We start from the raw sequence: 19,505 nt of genomic DNA on the forward strand, positions 1-19,505 counted from the left end.
TGGCCTGCGCTGAGCCGTACCGGCCGCCGACCGCCCCACCGTCAGGGACTCACCACCGGTGGGGCGGTCAGGAACTCCAACTGCACATGCGGGCAGACCACCCGGAAGTCGCCGGACTCGAAGTCCGCGAACCCGCCACCGTCGTACCCGCCCCACCCGACCCGCACCCCGACCTCGAACACGGCCACCGCGCCGGCCGGCACCCGGAAGGTGTCGTACGCGAGGTGGGCGGCGCCGGACACCGGCACACTCTCGTGCCGCCCGGGCCGGCCGAGAAGCTGCCACCCACCGCTGACCGACAGCGACTCCACGTCGTTGACCTGGTCGGGCTGCGGCAGGGGCCGGGTCGGCGGCTGCTCCCACCACTGCAACAGCTCCAGCCGCGCCTGGACGTATCCGGTGCTGTCTCCGATGGTGGTCACGCCCCAGAACGGCGTCCAGAAAAACCCGGCGTCCGCCCAGGCGTGCAGGCTGCCGGTGAGCCGCAGCAGCGACTGGACGTCGACCACCACGTCGGTGCCCCCGTCGTTCTGCCACAGGAAGTAGAAATCGACCTCGTCATAGGTGAGGAAGGCGTCGTCGCCGTCGAAGTAGCTGGCCATGGTCGCCCAGCTGTTTCCGGCCTCGATGTGGCCGTCGTACCGCAGCCGGGAGCCTGGGCTGCCGGCGGCCAGCCCCCAGATCAGGAACGGCGTCTCCAGCAGCGTGGAGGTCGGCGCCAGCGGGGGTGGGGCGGTGGCGAGCACGTCCAACGCCGCCCGGCGATCCCGGACCCCGCGCCGGAAGGTCTCCTCGGCCTCGGCGAAGTACCGGGCCGCGTCCGGCATCTCGGTGCGGAACGCCCGCTCCAGCGCCCGCCGGTGGCGCGCCTCGAAGTCCGGTCCCGGCCGCACCCGCCGCAGCGCCCGGTTCACGGCCCGCAGCCGGCCGGCGTCGGCGTCGGCCCGGGTCTTCTCCGCCGACAGCACCCTCTTGAGCTGGTCCACGTCGATGTTCGCCATAGCGGCCCCCTGCCGCCCATGCTCGCCACCGGCGCGGCAGACGTCAAAGTCGCCGGCGTTTACCTCGCGCCGTACGCGAAAAGGCCGCCGACCCCTCGCGGGGGTCGGCGGCCTTCGTCCTCGGACCGGGGTCAGCGCTGCTCGGCGGGGACGAAGTCCCGCTCGGCGTAACCGGTGTACATCTGCCGCGGGCGACCGATCTTGGCCTCCGGGTCGTTGATCATCTCGCGCCACCCCGCGCCACCCCGCGCCGGATGTCGTCCCTCACCCGGCTCCAAGGCGCCGAGGTGATCAACCAGGTTCTGGACCGAGCGATGCCATTGCTGCTCGGCTGTATCGCGATATCGTAGGGATATCGGCCCATACCCGAACAAACTTGGACAGACATCGTTGTGAGCTCCTAGCGTGGGGAGTGTGATCGTGTCGAGGAGCGGCCCGAGCGAGGACTGGGACGCCGTCCTCGTCGGCGGCGGGATCATGAGCGCCACCCTGGGTGTGCTGCTGAGCGAGGTGCAGCCGGACTGGCGGATCACCGTCGTCGAGCGGCTCGACGAGGCTGGGCTCGAGAGCTCCCACGCCTGGAACAACGCCGGCACCGGCCACGCCGGGCTCTGCGAGTTCAACTACACCCCGGGGCGGCCAGACGGCACGGTGGACGCGTCGAGGGCCGTGCGGATCGGCGAACAGTTCGTCTCATCTCTGGTGTTCTGGGCCCGTCTCGTGGAGCGGGGGGTACTCGGGCCGCCCGAGGCGTTCATCCACTCGGTCCCGCACCTCGGCTTCGGTCCCGGTGCGGACGGCGTGGCGTACCTGCACGCCCGGTGGGAGGCCCTGCGGGGCCACCCGCTCTTCTCCGACCTGGAGTTCAGCGAGGACCCCGACGTCCTCGCCTCCTGGCTGCCGCTGATGTTCGAGGGCCGGAACGGGAACGAACCGGTGGCGGTCACCCGCTCGGCGCAGGGGACCGACGTCGACTTCGGCGCCCTCACCCGGCAACTGCTGTCGGCCCTGCAGCAGCGCGGCGGCGTCGTGCGGACGCGCCAAGAGGTCACAGCCCTGCGCCGGCATGGGCGGACCTGGGTGGTGCAGGTCCGCGACCGCAGGACGGGACAGCGCCGGCGACTGCGGGCCCCATACGTCTTCGTCGGGGCCGGCGGCGGGACGCTGCCGCTGCTGCAGTCGGCCCGGGTCCCGGAGATCCGGCGGTACGGCGCCTTCCCGATCAGCGGGCAGTTCCTGCGCGCCGACCGGCCCGAGCTGGTGGCCGCCCACCGGGGAAAGGTGTACGGGCACGCGGCTCCGGGCGCCCCGCCCATCTCTGTCCCGCATCTCGACCTGCGGGTGGTGGACGGACAGGAGGCGCTGCTCTTCGGACCGTTCGCGGCCTTCTCGCCTCGCTTCCTCACCCGTGGCCGGCTTACCGACCTCGTGCGATCGGTCCGGCCCGGCAACCTCCCCGTCCTGGTGGCCGCAGCGCGGGACAACCGCCCGCTGGTCAACTACCTGATCCGGCAGGTGACCCAGTCCGCGGATGCCCGAACGGCCGCGCTACGCCGGTTCGTGCCGTCCGCGCGCGGGGACGACTGGACGCTGATGACCGCAGGGCAGCGAGTTCAGGTCCTCAAGAAGACCGCCGGCCGCAGCACGGTCGGATTCGGCACCGAGATCGTCACCTCCGCGGGTGGCTCCCTGGCCGCCCTGCTCGGCGCCTCGCCCGGCGCCTCGACCGCCGCGTCGACGATGCTCGACTTGCTCGCGGCGAGCTTTCCGCAGCGCATGCCGGAGTGGGCGCCACAACTGGACCGGCTCGCGCCGTCGACGCAGACGGTGCGGCAGCTCGGCCCCGACCGGCTCGGCGAGGAGGTGACGCGGGCCCGCCGGATGCTCGGGCTGCTGCCGGGGTGAGCACGACGGTCCACGGGAAGAGACGGCGGCCTCGTGACCGGCGACCTCATCGGCCGGCTGCGGCACGCGGTCGGGCCCTCCGGCGTGATCAGCGACCCGGACGAGATGGCCGGCTACCTCACCGACTGGCGCAACGTGTACGCGAGGCCGCGGCCGTCGTGTGGCCATCGACCAATTCGAGATCGAGACATGACCGCATCTGCCGCGATCCGCTCGCTTCCCAAGGTAAGGCGGCTACTCGGCAACCGGCGCGTCACTCAGCGCGGCGTCGGAGCGGAGCTGGAGTACGTCCATGGCCTGGGGTAGCAGGATCGGCGGATCCGCTTTCCGCATCGCGAGGAGGCCAGGTATCGCTCCACGAGTGATGGCGCATCGATCGCCAGCTGCGTCTCTGGTGGAGGCGACTCCCAGGTGGCCTTGGCCGCACAGAGGCAGCAGGGCTCATTGGCATGTTCTGGGAGATAGGTCGCATAGCGCTGGCCGCAGCCCGAGCAGCGGTAGTCGATCATGGGGTTTCCTGCGGTTCCTGCCGCTCGCTGGATTCAGGGCGTTCAAATCCCCACCGGCCCGCCAGCAGTGGGTGGTGCGGTCAGTCGGCCCAGTTCGGTGCCGGCGAGCTGGCGCACCACCGGGTCGGGGTCGCTGGCATACCGGTGGAGGATGTCCGGGGCAGCGTCAGGCGCGAGATGTCGCGCCGCAACCGCGACCCGCTGACGGACGTCGGGGGCCGGGTCGGTTGCGAGCTCAACCAGGAGTTTCTGCCAGTGTGTTGGGCTGCCACCGGCGCTGGCGAGTCCACGGATGGTGGCCGCGCGTACCACTGCCTGGTCGTCTCGCGCCAGCGCCGTGAGCTGCGGTGCAACGCGGGGATCGGAGTCGACCGCCTTCGCGAGCGCGTGGGCGGCGTCGATCCGCAGTTCCGGGTCTTCGTCGGCAGCGAGCGTGAGCAGGGCGTCGACTGCGGTCGGTCCGCCGACTGCGCCGAGGGCGTTGCGGGCGTTCTCGCGGACGTGCGAGTCGGGGTCGTTGAGTAGCCGCAGCAGGGCCGGGGTCGCCTCGCGGTTGCCGAGTTGCCCGAGTGCGTACGCGGTCATGGATCGTACCCGGGGCGCCAGGTCGGCGGCGAGGGCAACCAGCGGCATCACCGCGTCAGCCCTGCCGCTGTAGCCAAGTTGGCTGATCGCCGATACTCGTACCTGTTCGTCCAGGTCGCGCAGTGCGTCGATGAGAACTTTGAAGGCCCGGTCGTCGGCGGTTGAGTCAGGAATCGAGGCGATTGCCACGGATCTGATCTTCGGATCGGCGTCGGTCGTCGCAGCTGCCAGCAGTTCGACGTCCTGCGCTTCGGCCACGAACCCGAGTGCCCACAGCCCTTCGCGGCGCAACTCGAGCGCGTTACCGGTGACCAACTCGAGCACCGCGCGCCGGGCGGCTGGCCGATCCCCGTGCAGCAGGTCGATGATTTCGGCCTGCAAGCTGTCCTGGTCGTCCGCGAGGTCGCGGGCCGAGGCGCGCAGCAGCGCGGGAAGCGCCGCCACACCATGGATGCCGGCCAAGACGCCAGCGATCAGGTCGCGGCCGTAGAAGTTCCCTTCGTCGAGGAACCGGTCGAGTGCCTCGGTCAGGTGGGGCACCAACGTGATGTCCCCGCAGGCCTCCAACTCCCTGAGAGTCGGTGCGATGGCGTCGTAATCGTCCTCAAGCTCTACGGCGTGCCGGACCACGGCTTCCAAGGACCCACGGCTGTCGATCACGCGGTCACCATGCCACATCCGATGGTGGAACAGTGCACCGAACCGGCAAGATCAACCCGCTTGTCCGTCGCCGGCCAGGCGCGGATTCGCGCCGATGTGCGGAGGCAGGATCCTCATACTGGGCGCATGGCCCGGGATGTTTCGTCGGTTGACGCTGTTCTGCGCTTCGCCTCCGCCCTGCGCGAGTTGCGTGGTCGACTGCTCGCCGACTTGTTTCCCGTCGCGGACATCGCGGATCTTCTGGCTGCGGTCCGCTCGCGCGGAGAGTTGCCCCGGGAAGGTGTCACCCGTAGCGGGATCGAGTACACCGTCCACGGCGCGGGGTGCCGGTTTATCAGCTGCCGACGGCAGGGAGGCCGACGTCGACCTGGTCACCGATCCCTTGCTCGGGCGCGAGGTTGAAGCATTCGACGCCTGGCGAATCCGTTGGTTCCTCAACGAAGCCGCCGATGACGGCTACAGCCATGAGGACATCGTGGCGGCCTGCACCCATCTCGCCGGCGAGGGCCACCTACGCGAGGTGGTTGAAGGCCGTTGGTTCGCGTTGCCTGACGCTCCAGGCGGCCCGGCATGAGTCACCCACACGCAGCAACCCACCGCTGTCCGCCTTGAAGCAGCGCATCTTCAGGTACCCGGATCTTCCGCCGTGCGTGAGCTGGGCCGCCAGTGTTGCAAGGGGTTTTGCTTCGCTGGGCTCATGCCGGCAGGAGCCAGCGGGTGTGGATGTCCTGGTAGCGGAGCGGGTCGACGGTGGCGGGGTCGTCGAGGAGTTCGACGAGTAGGGCGCCGTTCGGGAGCCGGCGTGCCTGGGCCGCGATCTCGGGCAGCGGTGCCGGTGGCAGGTGGCGGTCGGGGCCCAGGTAGGTCCACCAGCCGAGTTCGGCCGGCCAACCACCGGCCGGGTGGGAGTGGTCGTGGATGCCGAGGTCCCACACCTGCTCGCTTGACCATTCGTCGAGGATTCGGCCGACGTCGGCCTGCAGGCGCTGGGCGACGTCGAGCCACAAGCCGGTCAGGCGAGCGTGCAACTCGCGGAAGGTGTCGGCCTCGGGCGTTGGGCGGCGGTAACAGAAGGCGGAATCCAACGCCCACATGAGAGTTCCGTCCTGCCAGGTCACGAAGATGTCGACGTTGCCGTTCGTCCAGAGCTGGCCATGCTCGTTGCCCGTCGCCATGGCGTCGAGCGCCGCCTGCGGGTCCTCGACCGTGCGCAGGTCGCCGTCCGGGTTGGTGAACAGGTTGATCAGCCCATCGGGGCGTTGCGGGCGCAGGCCCCGGTCGGCTGCCAGGGCGTACAGCTCGCGAAGAGCTGGCTCTGCCGCCGCCGGCACTCGCAGCTCCCAGATCCAGTCCGATCCCACGACGGCATGATGCCGATCTGCTTCAGGCTGCGGCAAGCCGGCTGCAGAACGCGTCGCGGCCGGGCTCCGTCGCACCGAGCACACGACCGTTCAGCACCCAACGGCATCGGTATCTGCCGCAGCCTCACCTTCATGCCTATCGATTAATGAGGGGCAGTTGCGGAGGCCTTCCGCGTGATGGACCGGCCTTGGGGAGGTGCCGGCGGACGTGCGGCGTACTCGGTGGCCAGTGCGGCCGTCGCGGTCCGGCGAGGTCGGGTACAGCGGCTGCCGCCGTGCTCCGGGCCGGCCGTGGCGCGTCGCCGCGGCACGCACTCTGTCGGACCGCCTTCCTAGAGTCAGCCGCATGTTTTTCGTATGCCGCTGGCGGGAGGAGTCGCCGTTCAGCAAGCGGGTGGTCACCCTGCCTGACGCGACTGTGCTCGACTGGTTCCGCCGCGGCTGGGTGCACGACGACCCGGAGGCATGGATTGACAGCGAGTTGGGCGGCCACGTCTATGGCTTGGAGTCGATCTTCGAGGAGGTCCGGAAGCGGAACCTGCCCCGGCCGGAGTCCGTTGACGAACTGCGCGAGCTGCTGAACGAGTACCTGTGGGTGGAGGGTGACGACGAGGGCGCCTTCATCCGGCTCGGCGAGCACGCCCTGAGAGTGCGTACCGATGACGACGAGGTGGACCTGGCCTACTACTTCCTCGACGACGTGGCAGCCGCCGCGTCGCCCGACCGGCTTGCGTTCCTGCTGCACGACACCTGGCCCCTGCCGGCCAGCTCGGCCGCGCCCGGCGCGGTTTTCGACCATGGTGTTCCGGTCCGTACCGTCCGGCTGGCCTCGCCCGGGCCGGAGTCCGTCTTCTCGGTCCGCCTGTGCTGGGAGTCGCCCGATGCCTATCGGAACCTGGATCTGGTCGGTGCCATCGTCTTTCCCGGCCTGACCCTGCCGGACCTCGCCGCTCAGCTGCGCGGCGTTGATGACCCTGGCGCCCACGGTTGGCCGCACGACGTCCGGCTGCTGCGGGCCCTCGTCGCCCCCGGAGAGAACGACGTCGGCCCGGCGCTGGAGCGCTACGCCCGGCTACCCGGATACGCCCCATCGCCCACCGGCCTCAACCCAGCGCCCGCGCACGCCCCGATCCACGGGGAGATGCTGGAACTGCTGCCCGCGGAGTGGCCCGCCGAGTCGCTGATCCGGCTCGACCCGCACATCGCGCAGGTCGCCCGGTACATCGACGGCTTCTTCGGGTTCGACCAGTGGTTCCTCTTCGACACCCGGTGGGCGGCGGCCCACCCAGACCTGGCCCGCTCGCTGCTGCGCTACGCCGCTCACTGGGACCCGTACGAGACATAGATTGAACTGGCGCAGCGATGCACCGCTTGGTGGGAGACTCCGAATCGTTCGGCGACGCCCATGACCGTGGATCCGGCAAGCACATCTTGGACGGCTCGATACCGCTGTTCCATCACGCTCGCAGCGGTTCGGGACCCCGCCAGCCGGCGCATTATCGCCGAATCATCCCCTTCTAGGCATTTCATGCGGCTAGCCTCGGCTCGTCCTGCGTCAGCCAACCTCGGGAGTCAGCCTCATGTCGCACCACCTCGACACCCCGCTCGCCGCCCAGACCGGCCAGCTCTACCTCGACGACCTGTACGTCTTCAACGGCGAACGCGGCACCGTGTTCGTCATGGACGTCAACAGCTCCGTGACGAAGGCGGACATCAAGCCCGGCTTCCACCACGAGGCCCGGTACGAGTTCAAGATCCACATCAACGGCTGGCTGTCATCTCGTCGGTCATAGCACTGGTGGTTGCCAGCCAACTGGTGTTGACCGAAACCGTGTGGAAGGGTGCTTCACTCACGGTGAAGGCCGTCGCGATGGCGGCGTTCGTCGCGTCCGTCTTCTGGGTTATCGCCATGATGTTTGCCCCCCGGCTCACTGTCCTGGATCTACGGGGGCAGCCGGTGCTGGCGACAGTCGTGGAGCACGACGCCAGCCGCTATTACGGACGCGGGGGCAAGCAGGAACAGCACTGCTACCGCCTGCAGCGCACCGACGGCAGCCCTATCTTCGGCGACATCTGCCGAGACTGGGATGAATTCGCCGTAGGCGAGACAATGACGGTGCTGTTCGACCCAAGCGGCCTCATCGCACCCGAAACCCAAGCGAAGTTGCCGACGCCCGCTTCTGGCAGATCCCCGGGCTCGTGAGTCTCGTCGCGACCCTCGTCCTGTACTGGGTCACAGGCGGACTCACACCCCGCGTGGCTAGCGGTCACCCCGTTCGGCGGCGGCTCCCTCGTCTACGACGATCCAGATATCGCAGCCCCGGTAGCCGTCGCCAGGTGTGGCGAGCTGCCTGGCTGTCGTTGATGGGAGACCTGTTCAGGGTCGGGTGATGGTCGGCTGTCCGGGGTCATGCTCTTCGAAGGCGGCGAAGGCGAGCAGGTCGGCTACCTCGTCGACGTGGTCGTGAAGCCGACTGGTCGCGACGCGTAGGAAGGGCTCGTGCGGGCCAAAGAAACAGCGCCCTCCCGGGACGACGGCGACGCCGTGTGCGGCGAGGGTGACCAGTGCGGACCGTTCGTCCTCGACGGGCATCCATAGGCTCAACCCTTCGGTGCCGCCGGTGCGTACGCCGCGGGCGGCCAGCGCCTCGGCGAGCGTCCGCCGTCGGGTTCGGTATGTCTCGCCGGCCTGGGCGACAAGTTCATGGGTGTGCGGGTCGGTGAGCAGGTGGGCTAGGCAGTTCTGCAAAATGCGGCTGGTCCACCCGCTGCCGAATGTCCGGTAGACGCGGGCGCGTTCGATCAGCGGCGCCGCGCCGCCCAGGACGGCGAGGCGCAGGTCGGGGCCGTGTGACTTCGAGTATGAGCGGACGAACACCACCCGGTCGGGAAGGGCCGTGCCGAGGGTGTGCACCGGCCCGGGGGCGAGGTTGGCCAAGCCGTCGTCCTCGATCACCAGGGTTTCCGAATCGCGCAGCTCGGCACCGAGTTCCGCGCTGCGCGTGGCGTCAACGCTGTGCCCGGCGGGGGAGTGGGCGTGCGGCTGGTAGATGAAGAGCACCGGCTTGCGGCGTACCGCGTCGGCCAGGGCGTCTGGCCGGGGGCCGCGCTCGTCGCAGCGGACCGGGATAACCTCGGCGCCGACCGCGTCGAGGATGTCGAGCAGTCGTGGCGCGGTGGGGTCTTCGACTGCCACCTTGTCGCCGGTGACGACCAGGGTTTGGCAGAGCAGCATCAGACCGTCGAAGCCGCCGTTGACGGCTAGTAGGTCCGCTGGCGAAAACGGCCATGTTGGACGGACCGCGTCGGCGAGCCGCTCGGTGATCGGTACGCGGGTGTATTCGTGCAGCTCTCCGGTGCGCAGTGCCGCGGCGAGCGCGGCGTCTAGCGGCGGTAGCAGCGCGGTGTCTGGTACGGCAAGGCGGAGGTCGTGCAAGAGCCGGCTGCCGTGCCGGCCGACCTCCTCGAAGCGGCGTGGGTGCGGTACGTCGGGTGGGCCGATGACGACGGTGCCGGCGCGGCCGCGGCCGGCGACCGAGCGGCGCCGGCGCAGCATGGACCAGGCTTCGGACACGGTGGCGGGGCTGACGCCCAACCGGAGCGCGAGGGCGCGCACGGTGGGCAGCCGGCTGCCAGGAGTGATCGTCCCGGCGCGGATCAGGGCCGCCACGGTCGCCGCGATGCCGCGGGCGCTGGGCTCGTCGATCTGGGCGGCCAGCCACTGCGCGTCCAGGTCGGCGCCGCGGGCATCCGGCTGCGTCGGGTTCATGCCTCGTAGTCCACCACATGCTGAGAAGAATGAACAGTAACAATAAGGTTATTGTCTGACGGGAGCCTGAACTTTATCGTTGCCGGCGATGGCTACCTCACCCACCACCCCGCTCCACCTCGGCGTCCGGCCCTGGTCACACCTGGTGCCGCTCGCCCTGGGCGAGGTCGGCGCGCCCCCGCTCGACCTACGCGTCGCGCGCCTCGCCGTGACCCCGCAGTTACTTGACGAGAGCGGCCTCGACGCCGGCGAGACCTCGTTCAGCCGCTACACCCTGGCCCGCGCGGCCGGCGACGACCGGCTCGTGGGCATCCCCGCCTTCGTCATGCGCGGTTTCCGCCACCGCTGCATCCTGGTCCGCAAGGACAGCCACGCCGCCGACGCCGCCGACCTTGCCGGTGCCCGGATCGGAGTGACCGGCTGGCCAGACTCCGGCAACACGTGGACGCGGGCGGTGCTGCGCCGGGCGGGCGTCGACCTCACCGGCGTCCGGTGGACGGTCGGGCCGCTCACCCCCGAGGCGGCGGGCGGTGACCGCATGGGCGGCATGACCCCACCGCCGTGGGTGCGGCTCGCCGAACCGGGGGAGTCCCTTGTCGGGGGGCTGCTTGACGGCACGCTCGACGCGATCATGACGCCGTTCATGCCGCCCGGATTCCACCGCGACGACACGCCGCTGCGCCCGCTCTACCGCGATTACCGCGCGGCCGAGGCCCGCTACGGGGCGGAGGTCGGGTTCATCCCCGGCATCCACCTCATCGCCGTCAAGCGCGAGCGCGTCGAGGCACGGCCGGAGATCCTCGCCGGCCTGATGACGGCGCTGCGGGCATCGCAGCGGGCATGGTGGGCCAGCTACCGCAAGCACGCCGACACGACGCCGTGGGCGCTCGCCGAAATCGACGACACCGAGCGGCGGTACGGCCCCGACTGGATGCCGTACGGCCTGGCGGCCAACCGGTCGATGATGGCCGCCTTCTGCACTGAACTGCACGCCCAGGGCATCGCGTCGTCGCCGGTCGACCTGGAGGCGCTGTTCCCTGAGTACGTCAAGATCGCCGCTGAGACGGGAGTGGAGTAGATGCGCCTCGCGTTGGGTCAGCTCGCCGCGAGCGAGGACTGGCAGGTCAATCTCACGCAGTGCGAACTGCTGGTGGAGCGAGCCGCCGCGGGTGGCGCCGATCTCCTGGTGCTGCCCGAGGGGGTGCTGGCCCGGTTCACCGACGACTTCACCCGGTTGCGCAGCGCCGCTCAGCCGCTCGACGGGCCGTTCGTCAGGGGTCTTGCTGCGGCCACCACGGGCACCGGGGTCATGGTCGTGGCGGGCGTGCACGAGCCGGGGCCGGACGGCAGGGCGTACAACACGCTGGTCGTGCTGCGGGACGGCGAGATCATCACCAGTTACCGCAAGCTGCACCTGTACGACGCCTTTGGCGCCAGGGAGTCCGACAACGTCATCCCGGCCGATGGGCCGCTGGTGACCTTCCCCTGCGCCGGGCACACCGTCGGCCTGATGACCTGCTACGACGTACGGTTCCCCGAGATGGCGCGGCTGCTCGTGACCGACGGCGGGGCCGACGTTCTCGTCCTGCCGGCGGCATGGGTGCGCGGGCCGCTCAAGGAGCGGCACTGGGAGCTGATGGTGGCGGCGCGCGCCCTGGAGAACACCGTCTACGTCGCGGCCTGCGGCGAATGCGGTCCCCGCAACATCGGACACTCGATGGTCGTCGACCCGCTCGGCGTCGTGGTCGGGCGCCTCGCCGAGGACCCCGACCTGCTGTGGGCCGAGGTGTCGGCGGACCGGCTGGCCCAGGCGCGGCAGCGACTCCCCGTACTTGTCAACCGGCGGTTCGCCGTCGACCCCACCCCGACCGAACCACTCGCCACCACGACGGCCTGACCAACAAGATTGATTGAGGAAACATAGCCATGCGCCGTACCACCATCGCGGTGACCGCCGTGTCCGCGCTGCTCTCGCTGTCGCTCGTCGGCTGTGCCAAGGACCCGATCGAGGCTCAGCAGGGCGGTGGGGGCGAGGTCACCGCCCAGCAGCAGAACGCCGCCTTGCACGACAAGCTGCCCGACAAGATCAAGCAGTCCGGCAAGCTGGTCTCGTTCAACAGCGGATCCTTCCCGCCCTATGAAATCGTCGGCAGCAACCGCGATCTCACCGGCGCCGCCGCTGATCTCTCCGAGGCGCTCGGCCAGGTCCTCGGAGTCAAGGTCGAGCACGTGACCGTCGAGGGTCTCTCCGGGGTGCTGACCGGCATCAAGGCCGGCCGTTACGACTTCGCCCTCGGCCCGATCGGCGACTTCCCGGAGCGGGAGGCCGACAACGACTTCGTCGACTGGGTGCAGGAGTTCGTGGTCTTCGCGGTGCCGAAGGGCAACCCGAAGCAGATCAAGGACCTCGACAGCGCCTGCGGGCTGCGCATCGCGGTGATGGCCGCCGGCTCGGCGGAAAAGGTGATCAAGAACCAGGCGCAGAAGTGCGCCGCCGAGGGCAAGCCGGCGCTCGAGGTGCAGTCGTACAAGGACCAGCCCTCGTCGGTCCTGTCGGTCAAGTCGGGCCGCGCGGACGCCTTCTTCTCCTCCCAGGCGCCGCTGACCTACTTCGCCAGCCAGTCAAAGGGTGAGCTGGAGCTGGCCGGGACCGGACAGAAGAACGGTTTCGACGACCTCTACCAGGGCGCGGTTGTTCCGAAGGACTCGGCGCTGCGTGACGTACTGCTGGCCGCGATGCAGGAGCTCTTCGAGAACGGCACCTACGCCAAGATCATGGCGAAGTGGGGGCTCGACGGCAACAAGATCGACAAGCCGGGCGTCAATCTGGCCGGCAGCAAGGGGTGAGCACCGTGGCCCCGAACGCCCCCGCCAGCCACGCCGTCAACGGCCGGGTCGCCGGCACCCCCGAGCCGGTCGACGTCGCGCACGCTGTGCCGGAGCGGCACCCGCTGCGGTGGGTGGCGACCGTCGTGGTCGCCGTCCTGGCCGCGCAGCTGATCCACATGCTGGTGACCAACCCCAACTTCGAATGGGATGTGGTCCTCCGATACTTCAACACGGAGTCCGTCGCCCGGGGTCTGTGGACCACGCTGAAGCTAACCGTCATCGCGATGGCCGTCGGCATCGTGCTCGGTGTGCTGCTCGCGGTCTGCCGGCTCTCCGGCAACCCGCTGCTGCGCTCGCTCGCGGCGCTCTACATCTGGTTCTTCCGCGGGGTGCCCGCGCTTGTTCAGCTCATCTTCTGGTTCAACCTGTCGGCGCTGATGCCGCGGGTGTCGATCGGCATCCCGTTCGGTCCCGAGTTCATGCAGTGGGAGACCAACGCACTCATCACCCCGCTGCTCGCCGCGATCCTCGGTCTCGGGCTCAATGAGGGCGCCTACATGGCCGAGATCGTCCGGGGCGGCCTGATGTCCGTCGACCACGGGCAGACCGAGGCAGCGCAGGCGTTGGGAATGAGCCGGATGCGGACACTCTTCCGTGTCGTGCTGCCGCAGGCGATGCGGTTCATCGTGCCGCCGACCGGCAGCCAGGTGATCAACATGCTCAAGGCGACGTCGCTGGTGAGCGTGATCGCGCTCAGCGACCTGCTCTACACCGTGCAGTCGATCTACAACCGCACCTTCCAGACGATCCCGCTCCTGCTCGTGGCCTGCGTCTGGTACCTGGTGATCACGTCGATCCTCTACGTCGGGCAGTCGTTCATCGAGCGGCACTATGCCCGGGGGAGCAACCGCCACACGCCGACCCGGTACCGCGACGTCCTCAAGATCCGCCGCAAGCCGGTTGTGCCGGGAGTGGAGGTGCCCTCATGACCGCAGCCGATCAGCCGTTGATGTCCGCTCGTGGCGTCCATAAGCATTTCGGGGCGCTGGAGGTGCTCAAGGGGATCGACCTCGACGTGCACCCCGGCGAGGTGGTGGTGATCCTGGGCCCCTCCGGATCCGGCAAGTCGACCTTCCTACGCTGCGTCAACCACCTCGAACGCATCGACGGCGGCTCTATCACGATCGATGGCGAACTCGTCGGGTACGAACAGCGTGGCGGCCGCATCCACCGCCTTCCGGAGCGTCGCATCGCTCGGACCCGGCGCCAGATCGGCATGGTGTTCCAGCATTTCAACCTCTTCCCGCACCTGACGGTGCTGGGCAACATCATCGAGGCGCCCGTCGGGGTATTACGCGAGCCCAGGGCAGAGGTGGTCAAGCGGGCGCGTGTCCTGCTCGACAAGGTCGGCCTCGCGGACAAGGCGGACGCGTTCCCCCGACAGCTCTCCGGCGGCCAGCAGCAGCGCGTCGCGATCGCCCGGGCACTGGCCATGCGCCCCAAGCTGATGCTTTTCGACGAGCCGACCAGCGCGCTCGACCCGGAACTGGTCGGCGAGGTGCTCGCCACGATGCGGGACCTCGCCGCGGACGGGCTGACGATGATCGTGGTGACCCACGAAATCTCGTTCGCCCGCGAGGTCGCCGACCGGGTCATCTTCATGGACGGCGGCACGGTCGTCGAGAGCGGCGCCCCCGCCGAGGTGCTCGATCGGCCGGCAAACCCGCGTACCCGGACCTTCCTCTCGCGGTTCCTCCCGGCCGGACAGCCGACCGCCTGAGCCGTAGCTCAGAGACCGCCGCTCACCGGGTCGGTGGGCGGCGGTCTCAACCTTCGGCGGCGAAAGTTATGCTTCCATCAGGACTTCAGGATCGCTCACCACATTCTCCCTCTGCTTGGTATAGGGATAGACCAAGCCAGCACTGGAACTCATCGCAAATCGCCGTGTGCGGTTCCATAACCCTGAGCCGGCGGTGGTCTCGGCTTCTACGCGTGGAAGCTGGCACTACCGCGGCCGGCCGGGTGAAGGGCTGTCGCGGTGTGAGTGGCGGCGCCACTCACAGCCGCTCACGTGCCCGGCCGCACGGCTGGGCGGTGGACGGCGGCCGGCTGGGCCGCGCGGTGAGCTGTCGGCGTAGGGGTCAACCACACAGACAGGTCCAGCCGCACCTGCACAGCGTCGTCCAGGTGGCGGCGTTGGTCAGCAACGACCAGCTCTGGGACCCGATGAACGGAAGCTGCGCGCTGGTCTTCAAGCAGACTGGATTACCGCACAACCGAGGTGCATGCCGCCGGCTCGCTGGTAACCGCCAGCATCTAGCCCGGGTTGTGCCCGCCGCGCTCCGGACAGGCACCCGGGCTCCCCACCGGCCCTTCCCGCCCAGCGCCGCGTAGGCGCCAGGTCACACTGACCCGGCGCCCAGCGTCAGCCCCTGACGTCAGGGCTTGCCGCGCAGGACTGCCCGGCGCTGCTGCAGTTCCTCCTCGCCGATCTCGCCTCGCGCGAATCGCTCGGCCAGGACCCGCTCAGCCGCGCTGCGCGCCGACCGGGTCGGCGACCTGCGATAGATCAGGTAAGCCAGCGACGACAGCACGACGAGCCAGAACAGGGCCGGGAAGATCAGCCACCAGCCCGGCCGGCCGTCCCACGGACCGGGGCCGCCTCCCCACCCGGGGTGGGCGTAGGCGTATGTCACCATCTCCGCCACCATCACGTGCTCCTCTCGACATCGGGCTCGCTTCCGCTCGCCCGCTGCCTCCGAGCGTGCCCGCCGGGGCGGCTGCCGTCGTCAGCCCCACGACGACACTCGCAGTACGTCGTACGTGGTACATGTCAGACGACCCCGGGTCACCGGGTGAGGAGGTCCCGCCGGGCGGCCTGTGCCCTTGCCCGTAGTCAGCGCCCGGGAGTCCGCGAACGCGGTGTAGAGAACCAATCCGATAGCCAACACCTTCAGCAGAAGGCGATGGCCGATCCGGTCGCAACGGACAGCTCCGCAGCCCGTAGGAGTTTCAGGCACACGTACGCTTCGACGCCGTAGCGCTGCCATCCCTCCGTGGCTGCCTCGTCGCCTCCAGCGGCTTCGAAAACCTCTTCGGAATCGGGGTCGAGGTCCTCGGGAAGGCTGAGCGCCTGGGCGATGCGGCGGGTCTCTTCCAGCAGCCGCACCGAGGAGCCGAGGTAGCCACCGGCGGCCTTCTCGTCCACGATGACGTGCTCGAAGGCGACGGGGACGTAGTAGCCCTCGCAGTCAGAATGGTAAATCAAGTGGTCGAACGGACCGGGAGGGTCCGACGGCGGGGTGGCGTACGCCTTGTTCAGCAGTGCATCGTCGCTCGCGCGGTGAGCATCCTCCAGCGGCTCGGGCAGGCGGCCGTTCGCCGCCAGATGCGCCGCGAGGCGGCGGACTGTGTGCAAGCCCCAGTACCCCCACATCTCGAACTCCTCGCTCTCGATCGCGGCTGGCTCGGCCCACCTTCCAGCTCCCGCGCGATCGAGCAGCTCACCGATCACCGCGAAGTCTGTCCGGACCATCTCGGCGTACTCGTCGTCGACATCGACAAGCACACCAACGACCATGTTCAATCCCACGGAGCGATCCTGCCAGAACTGACCGCACCGGCAGGTCTCGCCCGATACCCGTTGAATCTCGGCGAACGCCACCGGGCCGAGGAGGTCTGATCTGCACACCACTTCCAGCGGCTCGGGTTGGGCAGATTGGTCGTATGCCCACTTGAGCGACCGTGTGCGCAGGTGCGCGGGTTGTCAAGGGTGCTCGGGATCGGTGTCGCGGTGCGGGTTGGTAGCGGTGTGGCGGGGCCGTTACGCCTTGGCGCGACGGCGCGGAGGCGGAGTGCGCGATGGTGTCGCGAGCCGCAGGTCGAGTAGGGCGAGATGCCACCAACCCGGCGTGAGCCTGCGGTCTTGCGCGCGGGGTGCTCGCGTCGGCGACCCGCCGACCCGCCGACCCGAAGAGCGCGCGGAAGTGGACTACCGGTCTGGCAGGGCGTTCAGCTTGGCCCGGACGGACTCGCATTGGGATTGGTCGAGATCAGTGAGGATGGTCAGGGCCTGCTTCCATGCGGCGCGAGCGGCATCGAGGTCACCTGCGGCGAGGTGGGTGTCGCCCACATGCGTCAGCGTATCCGCTTCATAGGCGCGGTAGCCGAGAGCGCGGAATAGGCTGAGGGCCTGCTGGTAGCAGTGCGCGGCGTCGCCGTACCGCCCAAGGTGGTGGTGGGCGTGGCCGAGACTGTCCCAGGTGGTAGCGGCACCGTAGCGGTCCTGTAGCCCTTGAAGCAGGGCGAGGGCCTCCTCGCAGTGGACGAGCGCGCTCGTGTGGTCGCCGAGGAGGGTGTGGTACCAGCCGACCGCGTTGAGGGCGGTTGCCTGTCCGCGTTCGTGGCCGGCCGCCCGGTACAGCGCCAGAGCCTGCCGGGCGTGGTCGAGGGCAGCCTCGAAGCTGTCCTGGTGCTCGCACAGGTATGCGAGCAGGCCATGCACGAACGCCTGCCCGGCCAGGTCGTGGCCGCTGATATACAGGTCGAGCGCCTGCCGGAGATGGTCGTGCGCGCTGGTTGGCCGGTTGAGCCGCAGCTCATTGTGGGCGATGCCGACGTGTGCGCCTGCCCGCGCGGCCCGGGAGCCGAGGCGGTTCGCGGATTGGAGCGCGGTATGCCACGCTGCGGACCGGTCGTACCAGTACCCACGGCGCTCCAGGTACGTGTCGAGCGCCCAGGCGAGCTGCCATGCCTGCAGGTTGAAGCCGGCGTCGGCCGCGCGCCGTAGGGCCGCGAGAAGGACGTTGCGCTCGGTGGCCAACCAGGCTTGCGCCTCGTGCTGGTCCACGAGCTTTACCGGCGTGCTGTCAGGCGACGGGGTGCCGAGGGCGACAGGGATCGGATCCCGGTGCGGGTGAATGAGCCGGTTCGCCGTGTGGGCGGTGTGCACGTAGTGGGCGAGCAACCGCGACAGTGCGGCGCGGCGCTCGACGTGGCTGTGGGCGGCGGACAGCTGCTCGGTGGCGTAGACGCGAAGAAGGTCGTGCAGGGCGTACCGGCCGGGGGCAGACTCAGCCAGCAGGTTCGCGCGTACCAGCTCGACTATCAGCCGCCGGGTCTGCGTCGGCGGTCGACCGGCGAGGCTCGCGACGGCGCGGGCGCTGACATCCGGACCAGGCGGCAGGCCCAGCAAGCGGAACAGCCGGGCCGCGCCGGAGGTCAGGGCCGCGTAGGACCAGGAGAACACCGCGCGGACCTGGCTGGTCGGGTCGCCCGCGTCCAGAGCGTCCAGCCGACCGTGGACGTCGTCGAGCTCACCGGCAATCGCGGCGAGCGGGAACGCGGTCTGCTGTGCCCGGGCGGACACGATGGCCAGCGCGAGTGGCAGCCGCGCGCACGCGTCGATGATGTGATCGACCGCCTCGGGTTCCGCGGCGACACGGTCGGCGCCGAGCCGGTGAGCGAGCATCTGCCGCGCCTCCACCGGGGATAGCACCTCCATGGCGAATGGGCGGGCGCCGTGGAGGGTGACCAGCGGGCCGAGCTGGTTGCGGCTGGTCACCACAGTCAGCGAGGTGGATGTGCCGGGAAGCAGAGGACGGACCTGTTCAGCATCACGTGCGTTGTCCAGCACGACGAGCACCCGTTTGCCGGCCAGTAGGCTGCGGTACCGCGCCGCCTGCACGTCCAACTCGGCCGGTATCCGCTCAGCGGGCACCCCGAAGGCTTCGAGGAAGCCGCGTAGGGCGTCTGTCGGCCGCACTGGAACGCCGCCGGGATCAAAGCCACGCAGGTTGACGTACAGCTGGCCGTCGGGGAACCGGCTGGCTACTCGGTGTCCCCAGTGCACCGCCACGGTGGTCTTGCCGACGCCGGCGGTACCAGAAACGGTGGCGATGACCACGGCGGTAGGTGTCTGCGCTGACTCGCCGAGTAGAGCGTCGAGACCAGCCAGGGCTTCGGCGCGGCCCACGAAGCCGTGCACGTCCGCGGGAAGCTGGGCGGGCAGCGGGGTGATGACGGGCGGGGTCGCCGGGGGAGCCGCCATGGACGCTACCCCACTGGATGACGCCAGCGGCGGGAGTGGTTCGCCACGCAACAACGCCTGGTAGAGCGACTGGAGTTCCGGCTCGGGATCGACGCCCAGCGCTTCGGCTAGCCGTGTGCGCAGCACGGTGTACTCCTGCACCGCGTCAGCGGTACGCCCGAGAGCGTGCTGGGCCCGCATCAGGGCGGCGGTGACCGACTCTACGAGCGGGTGCTGGGCGGCCAGATCGGCCAGCGGCCCGATGGTAGCGGCCGCGTTGTGCACTGCAATCTCCGCGTGCGCCCACGCCACCACCGCATCCAGGCGCTCCTTCGTCCAGCTGTCACGCATCCGCGCGGCCCACTCGCCGGCAATGCCAGCCAACGGCGCACCCCGCCACAATCCGACCGCCGCGCGGAGAACGGCGAGCCGCTCCTGGTTGTCGTGGGTTTCTCCGGCGCGGAGTACCAGTCGACGGAACCGGTGCAGATCCACGTGTTCCTCGTCAACCTCCAGCGCGTACCCGCCAGATCGATGGACGAGCCGCGGCGGAGCGGCGGTGCCGGCCGCCTGCCGCAACACCTGGCGGATCCGGGTGACGTGAGCCCGGATGCTGCCCCGCGCATCGACCGGCGCATCCTCCCCCCACACCCGGTCGACCAGGGTGTCCCACTCCACGACCCGGCCGGCGTCCACCGTCAGCGCCGCCAGCACCGACCGCTGCCGCGGCGGGCCGGTATCGACCGGCTGCTCTCCGCCGATCACCTGTACCGGACCGAGCAGCCGGTACTCGACCGCCACACTCTCCGCGGGCAACCATCGCACAGCATCAGCCACCTTCCGGACCACAACGATTCC

Annotated in this window: 17 protein-coding genes; 10 read left to right on the forward strand and 7 right to left on the reverse strand. The window is 69.6% G+C overall.

The features are described 5' to 3' along the window. Positions 1-41 precede the first annotated feature (41 nt). Positions 42-1,001: a hypothetical protein gene (locus ACGFI9_RS34425; RefSeq protein ID WP_393184769.1), complete on the reverse strand. Its 960-nt coding sequence runs from the start codon at positions 999-1,001 to the stop codon at positions 42-44. Between the two features lie 414 nt (positions 1,002-1,415). Between ACGFI9_RS34425 and mqo the strand changes: the two genes are divergently transcribed. Further along, positions 1,416-2,906 carry a malate dehydrogenase (quinone) gene (gene mqo, locus ACGFI9_RS34430; protein WP_393184771.1) on the forward strand — a complete coding sequence of 497 codons (1,491 nt, stop codon included), beginning with the start codon at positions 1,416-1,418 and terminating at the stop codon, positions 2,904-2,906. A 551-nt stretch (positions 2,907-3,457) separates the two neighbouring features. Here mqo and ACGFI9_RS34435 read toward each other — a convergent pair. Then, positions 3,458-4,660 (reverse strand): HEAT repeat domain-containing protein, encoded by a 1,203-nt coding sequence (locus tag ACGFI9_RS34435; protein ID WP_393184773.1) that lies wholly within the window; start codon positions 4,658-4,660, stop codon positions 3,458-3,460. Positions 4,661-4,940: 280 nt separating this feature from the next. Between ACGFI9_RS34435 and ACGFI9_RS34440 the strand changes: the two genes are divergently transcribed. After that, positions 4,941-5,234, forward strand: a complete 294-nt coding sequence (locus tag ACGFI9_RS34440) for a DUF6896 domain-containing protein (protein WP_393184775.1) — start codon at positions 4,941-4,943, stop codon at positions 5,232-5,234. 121 nt (positions 5,235-5,355) lie between these two features. Here ACGFI9_RS34440 and ACGFI9_RS34445 read toward each other — a convergent pair whose 3' ends face one another. After that, positions 5,356-6,021: a hypothetical protein gene (locus ACGFI9_RS34445; RefSeq protein ID WP_393184777.1), complete on the reverse strand. Its 666-nt coding sequence runs from the start codon at positions 6,019-6,021 to the stop codon at positions 5,356-5,358. 346 nt (positions 6,022-6,367) lie between these two features. On the opposite strand from ACGFI9_RS34445, the gene ACGFI9_RS34450 reads away from it, so the two are divergent. The 3 genes from ACGFI9_RS34450 to ACGFI9_RS34460 all read left to right on the forward strand — a co-directional run bounded on the left by ACGFI9_RS34450 (position 6,368) and on the right by ACGFI9_RS34460 (position 8,224). Then, a complete protein-coding gene (locus tag ACGFI9_RS34450; RefSeq protein WP_393184780.1) occupies positions 6,368-7,366 on the forward strand; it encodes a hypothetical protein in 999 nt (332 codons plus the stop codon). Positions 7,367-7,601: 235 nt separating this feature from the next. After that, entirely contained in the window at positions 7,602-7,814 is a 213-nt protein-coding gene (locus ACGFI9_RS34455) for a hypothetical protein (protein WP_393184781.1), read from the forward strand. A 5-nt stretch (positions 7,815-7,819) separates the two neighbouring features. After that, positions 7,820-8,224: a hypothetical protein gene (locus ACGFI9_RS34460; protein ID WP_393184783.1), complete on the forward strand. Its 405-nt coding sequence runs from the start codon at positions 7,820-7,822 to the stop codon at positions 8,222-8,224. Between the two features lie 174 nt (positions 8,225-8,398). Here ACGFI9_RS34460 and ACGFI9_RS34465 read toward each other — a convergent pair whose 3' ends face one another. Further along, on the reverse strand, positions 8,399-9,790 hold the full coding sequence (locus ACGFI9_RS34465; protein WP_393184785.1) for a PLP-dependent aminotransferase family protein: 1,392 nt from the start codon (positions 9,788-9,790) through the stop codon (positions 8,399-8,401). Between the two features lie 88 nt (positions 9,791-9,878). On the opposite strand from ACGFI9_RS34465, the gene ACGFI9_RS34470 reads away from it, so the two are divergent. From ACGFI9_RS34470 to ACGFI9_RS34490, 5 genes are read left to right on the forward strand one after another with little or no spacing between them, the layout of a single operon-like run. Next, positions 9,879-10,868 (forward strand): hypothetical protein, encoded by a 990-nt coding sequence (locus ACGFI9_RS34470; protein ID WP_393184787.1) that lies wholly within the window; start codon positions 9,879-9,881, stop codon positions 10,866-10,868. Beyond that, complete coding sequence (locus tag ACGFI9_RS34475; protein WP_393184789.1) at positions 10,869-11,687, forward strand: nitrilase-related carbon-nitrogen hydrolase; 819 nt, start codon at positions 10,869-10,871, stop codon at positions 11,685-11,687. Between the two features lie 29 nt (positions 11,688-11,716). Next, positions 11,717-12,637 carry an ABC transporter substrate-binding protein gene (locus ACGFI9_RS34480; RefSeq protein WP_393184791.1) on the forward strand — a complete coding sequence of 307 codons (921 nt, stop codon included), beginning with the start codon at positions 11,717-11,719 and terminating at the stop codon, positions 12,635-12,637. Then, entirely contained in the window at positions 12,634-13,608 is a 975-nt protein-coding gene (locus tag ACGFI9_RS34485; RefSeq protein ID WP_393184793.1) for an amino acid ABC transporter permease, read from the forward strand. Before ACGFI9_RS34480 ends, ACGFI9_RS34485 begins: the two co-directional genes overlap by 4 nt. After that, positions 13,605-14,399: an amino acid ABC transporter ATP-binding protein gene (locus ACGFI9_RS34490; protein ID WP_393184795.1), complete on the forward strand. Its 795-nt coding sequence runs from the start codon at positions 13,605-13,607 to the stop codon at positions 14,397-14,399. Before ACGFI9_RS34485 ends, ACGFI9_RS34490 begins: the two co-directional genes overlap by 4 nt. Positions 14,400-15,057: 658 nt before the next feature. Here ACGFI9_RS34490 and ACGFI9_RS34495 read toward each other — a convergent pair. The 3 genes from ACGFI9_RS34495 to ACGFI9_RS34505 all read right to left on the reverse strand — a co-directional run bounded on the left by ACGFI9_RS34495 (position 15,058) and on the right by ACGFI9_RS34505 (position 19,448). Next, positions 15,058-15,330, reverse strand: a complete 273-nt coding sequence (locus ACGFI9_RS34495) for an SHOCT domain-containing protein (protein WP_393184797.1) — start codon at positions 15,328-15,330, stop codon at positions 15,058-15,060. A gap of 242 nt (positions 15,331-15,572) precedes the next feature. Continuing rightward, positions 15,573-16,283 (reverse strand): hypothetical protein, encoded by a 711-nt coding sequence (locus ACGFI9_RS34500; RefSeq protein WP_393184799.1) that lies wholly within the window; start codon positions 16,281-16,283, stop codon positions 15,573-15,575. A 327-nt stretch (positions 16,284-16,610) separates the two neighbouring features. Beyond that, entirely contained in the window at positions 16,611-19,448 is a 2,838-nt protein-coding gene (locus ACGFI9_RS34505; RefSeq protein WP_393184801.1) for a BTAD domain-containing putative transcriptional regulator, read from the reverse strand. Positions 19,449-19,505: the final 57 nt, after the last annotated feature.

Origin of the sequence: Micromonospora sp. NPDC048930, assembly GCF_043197935.1 — a bacterium.
Classification (GTDB): Bacteria; Actinomycetota; Actinomycetes; order Mycobacteriales; family Micromonosporaceae; genus Micromonospora.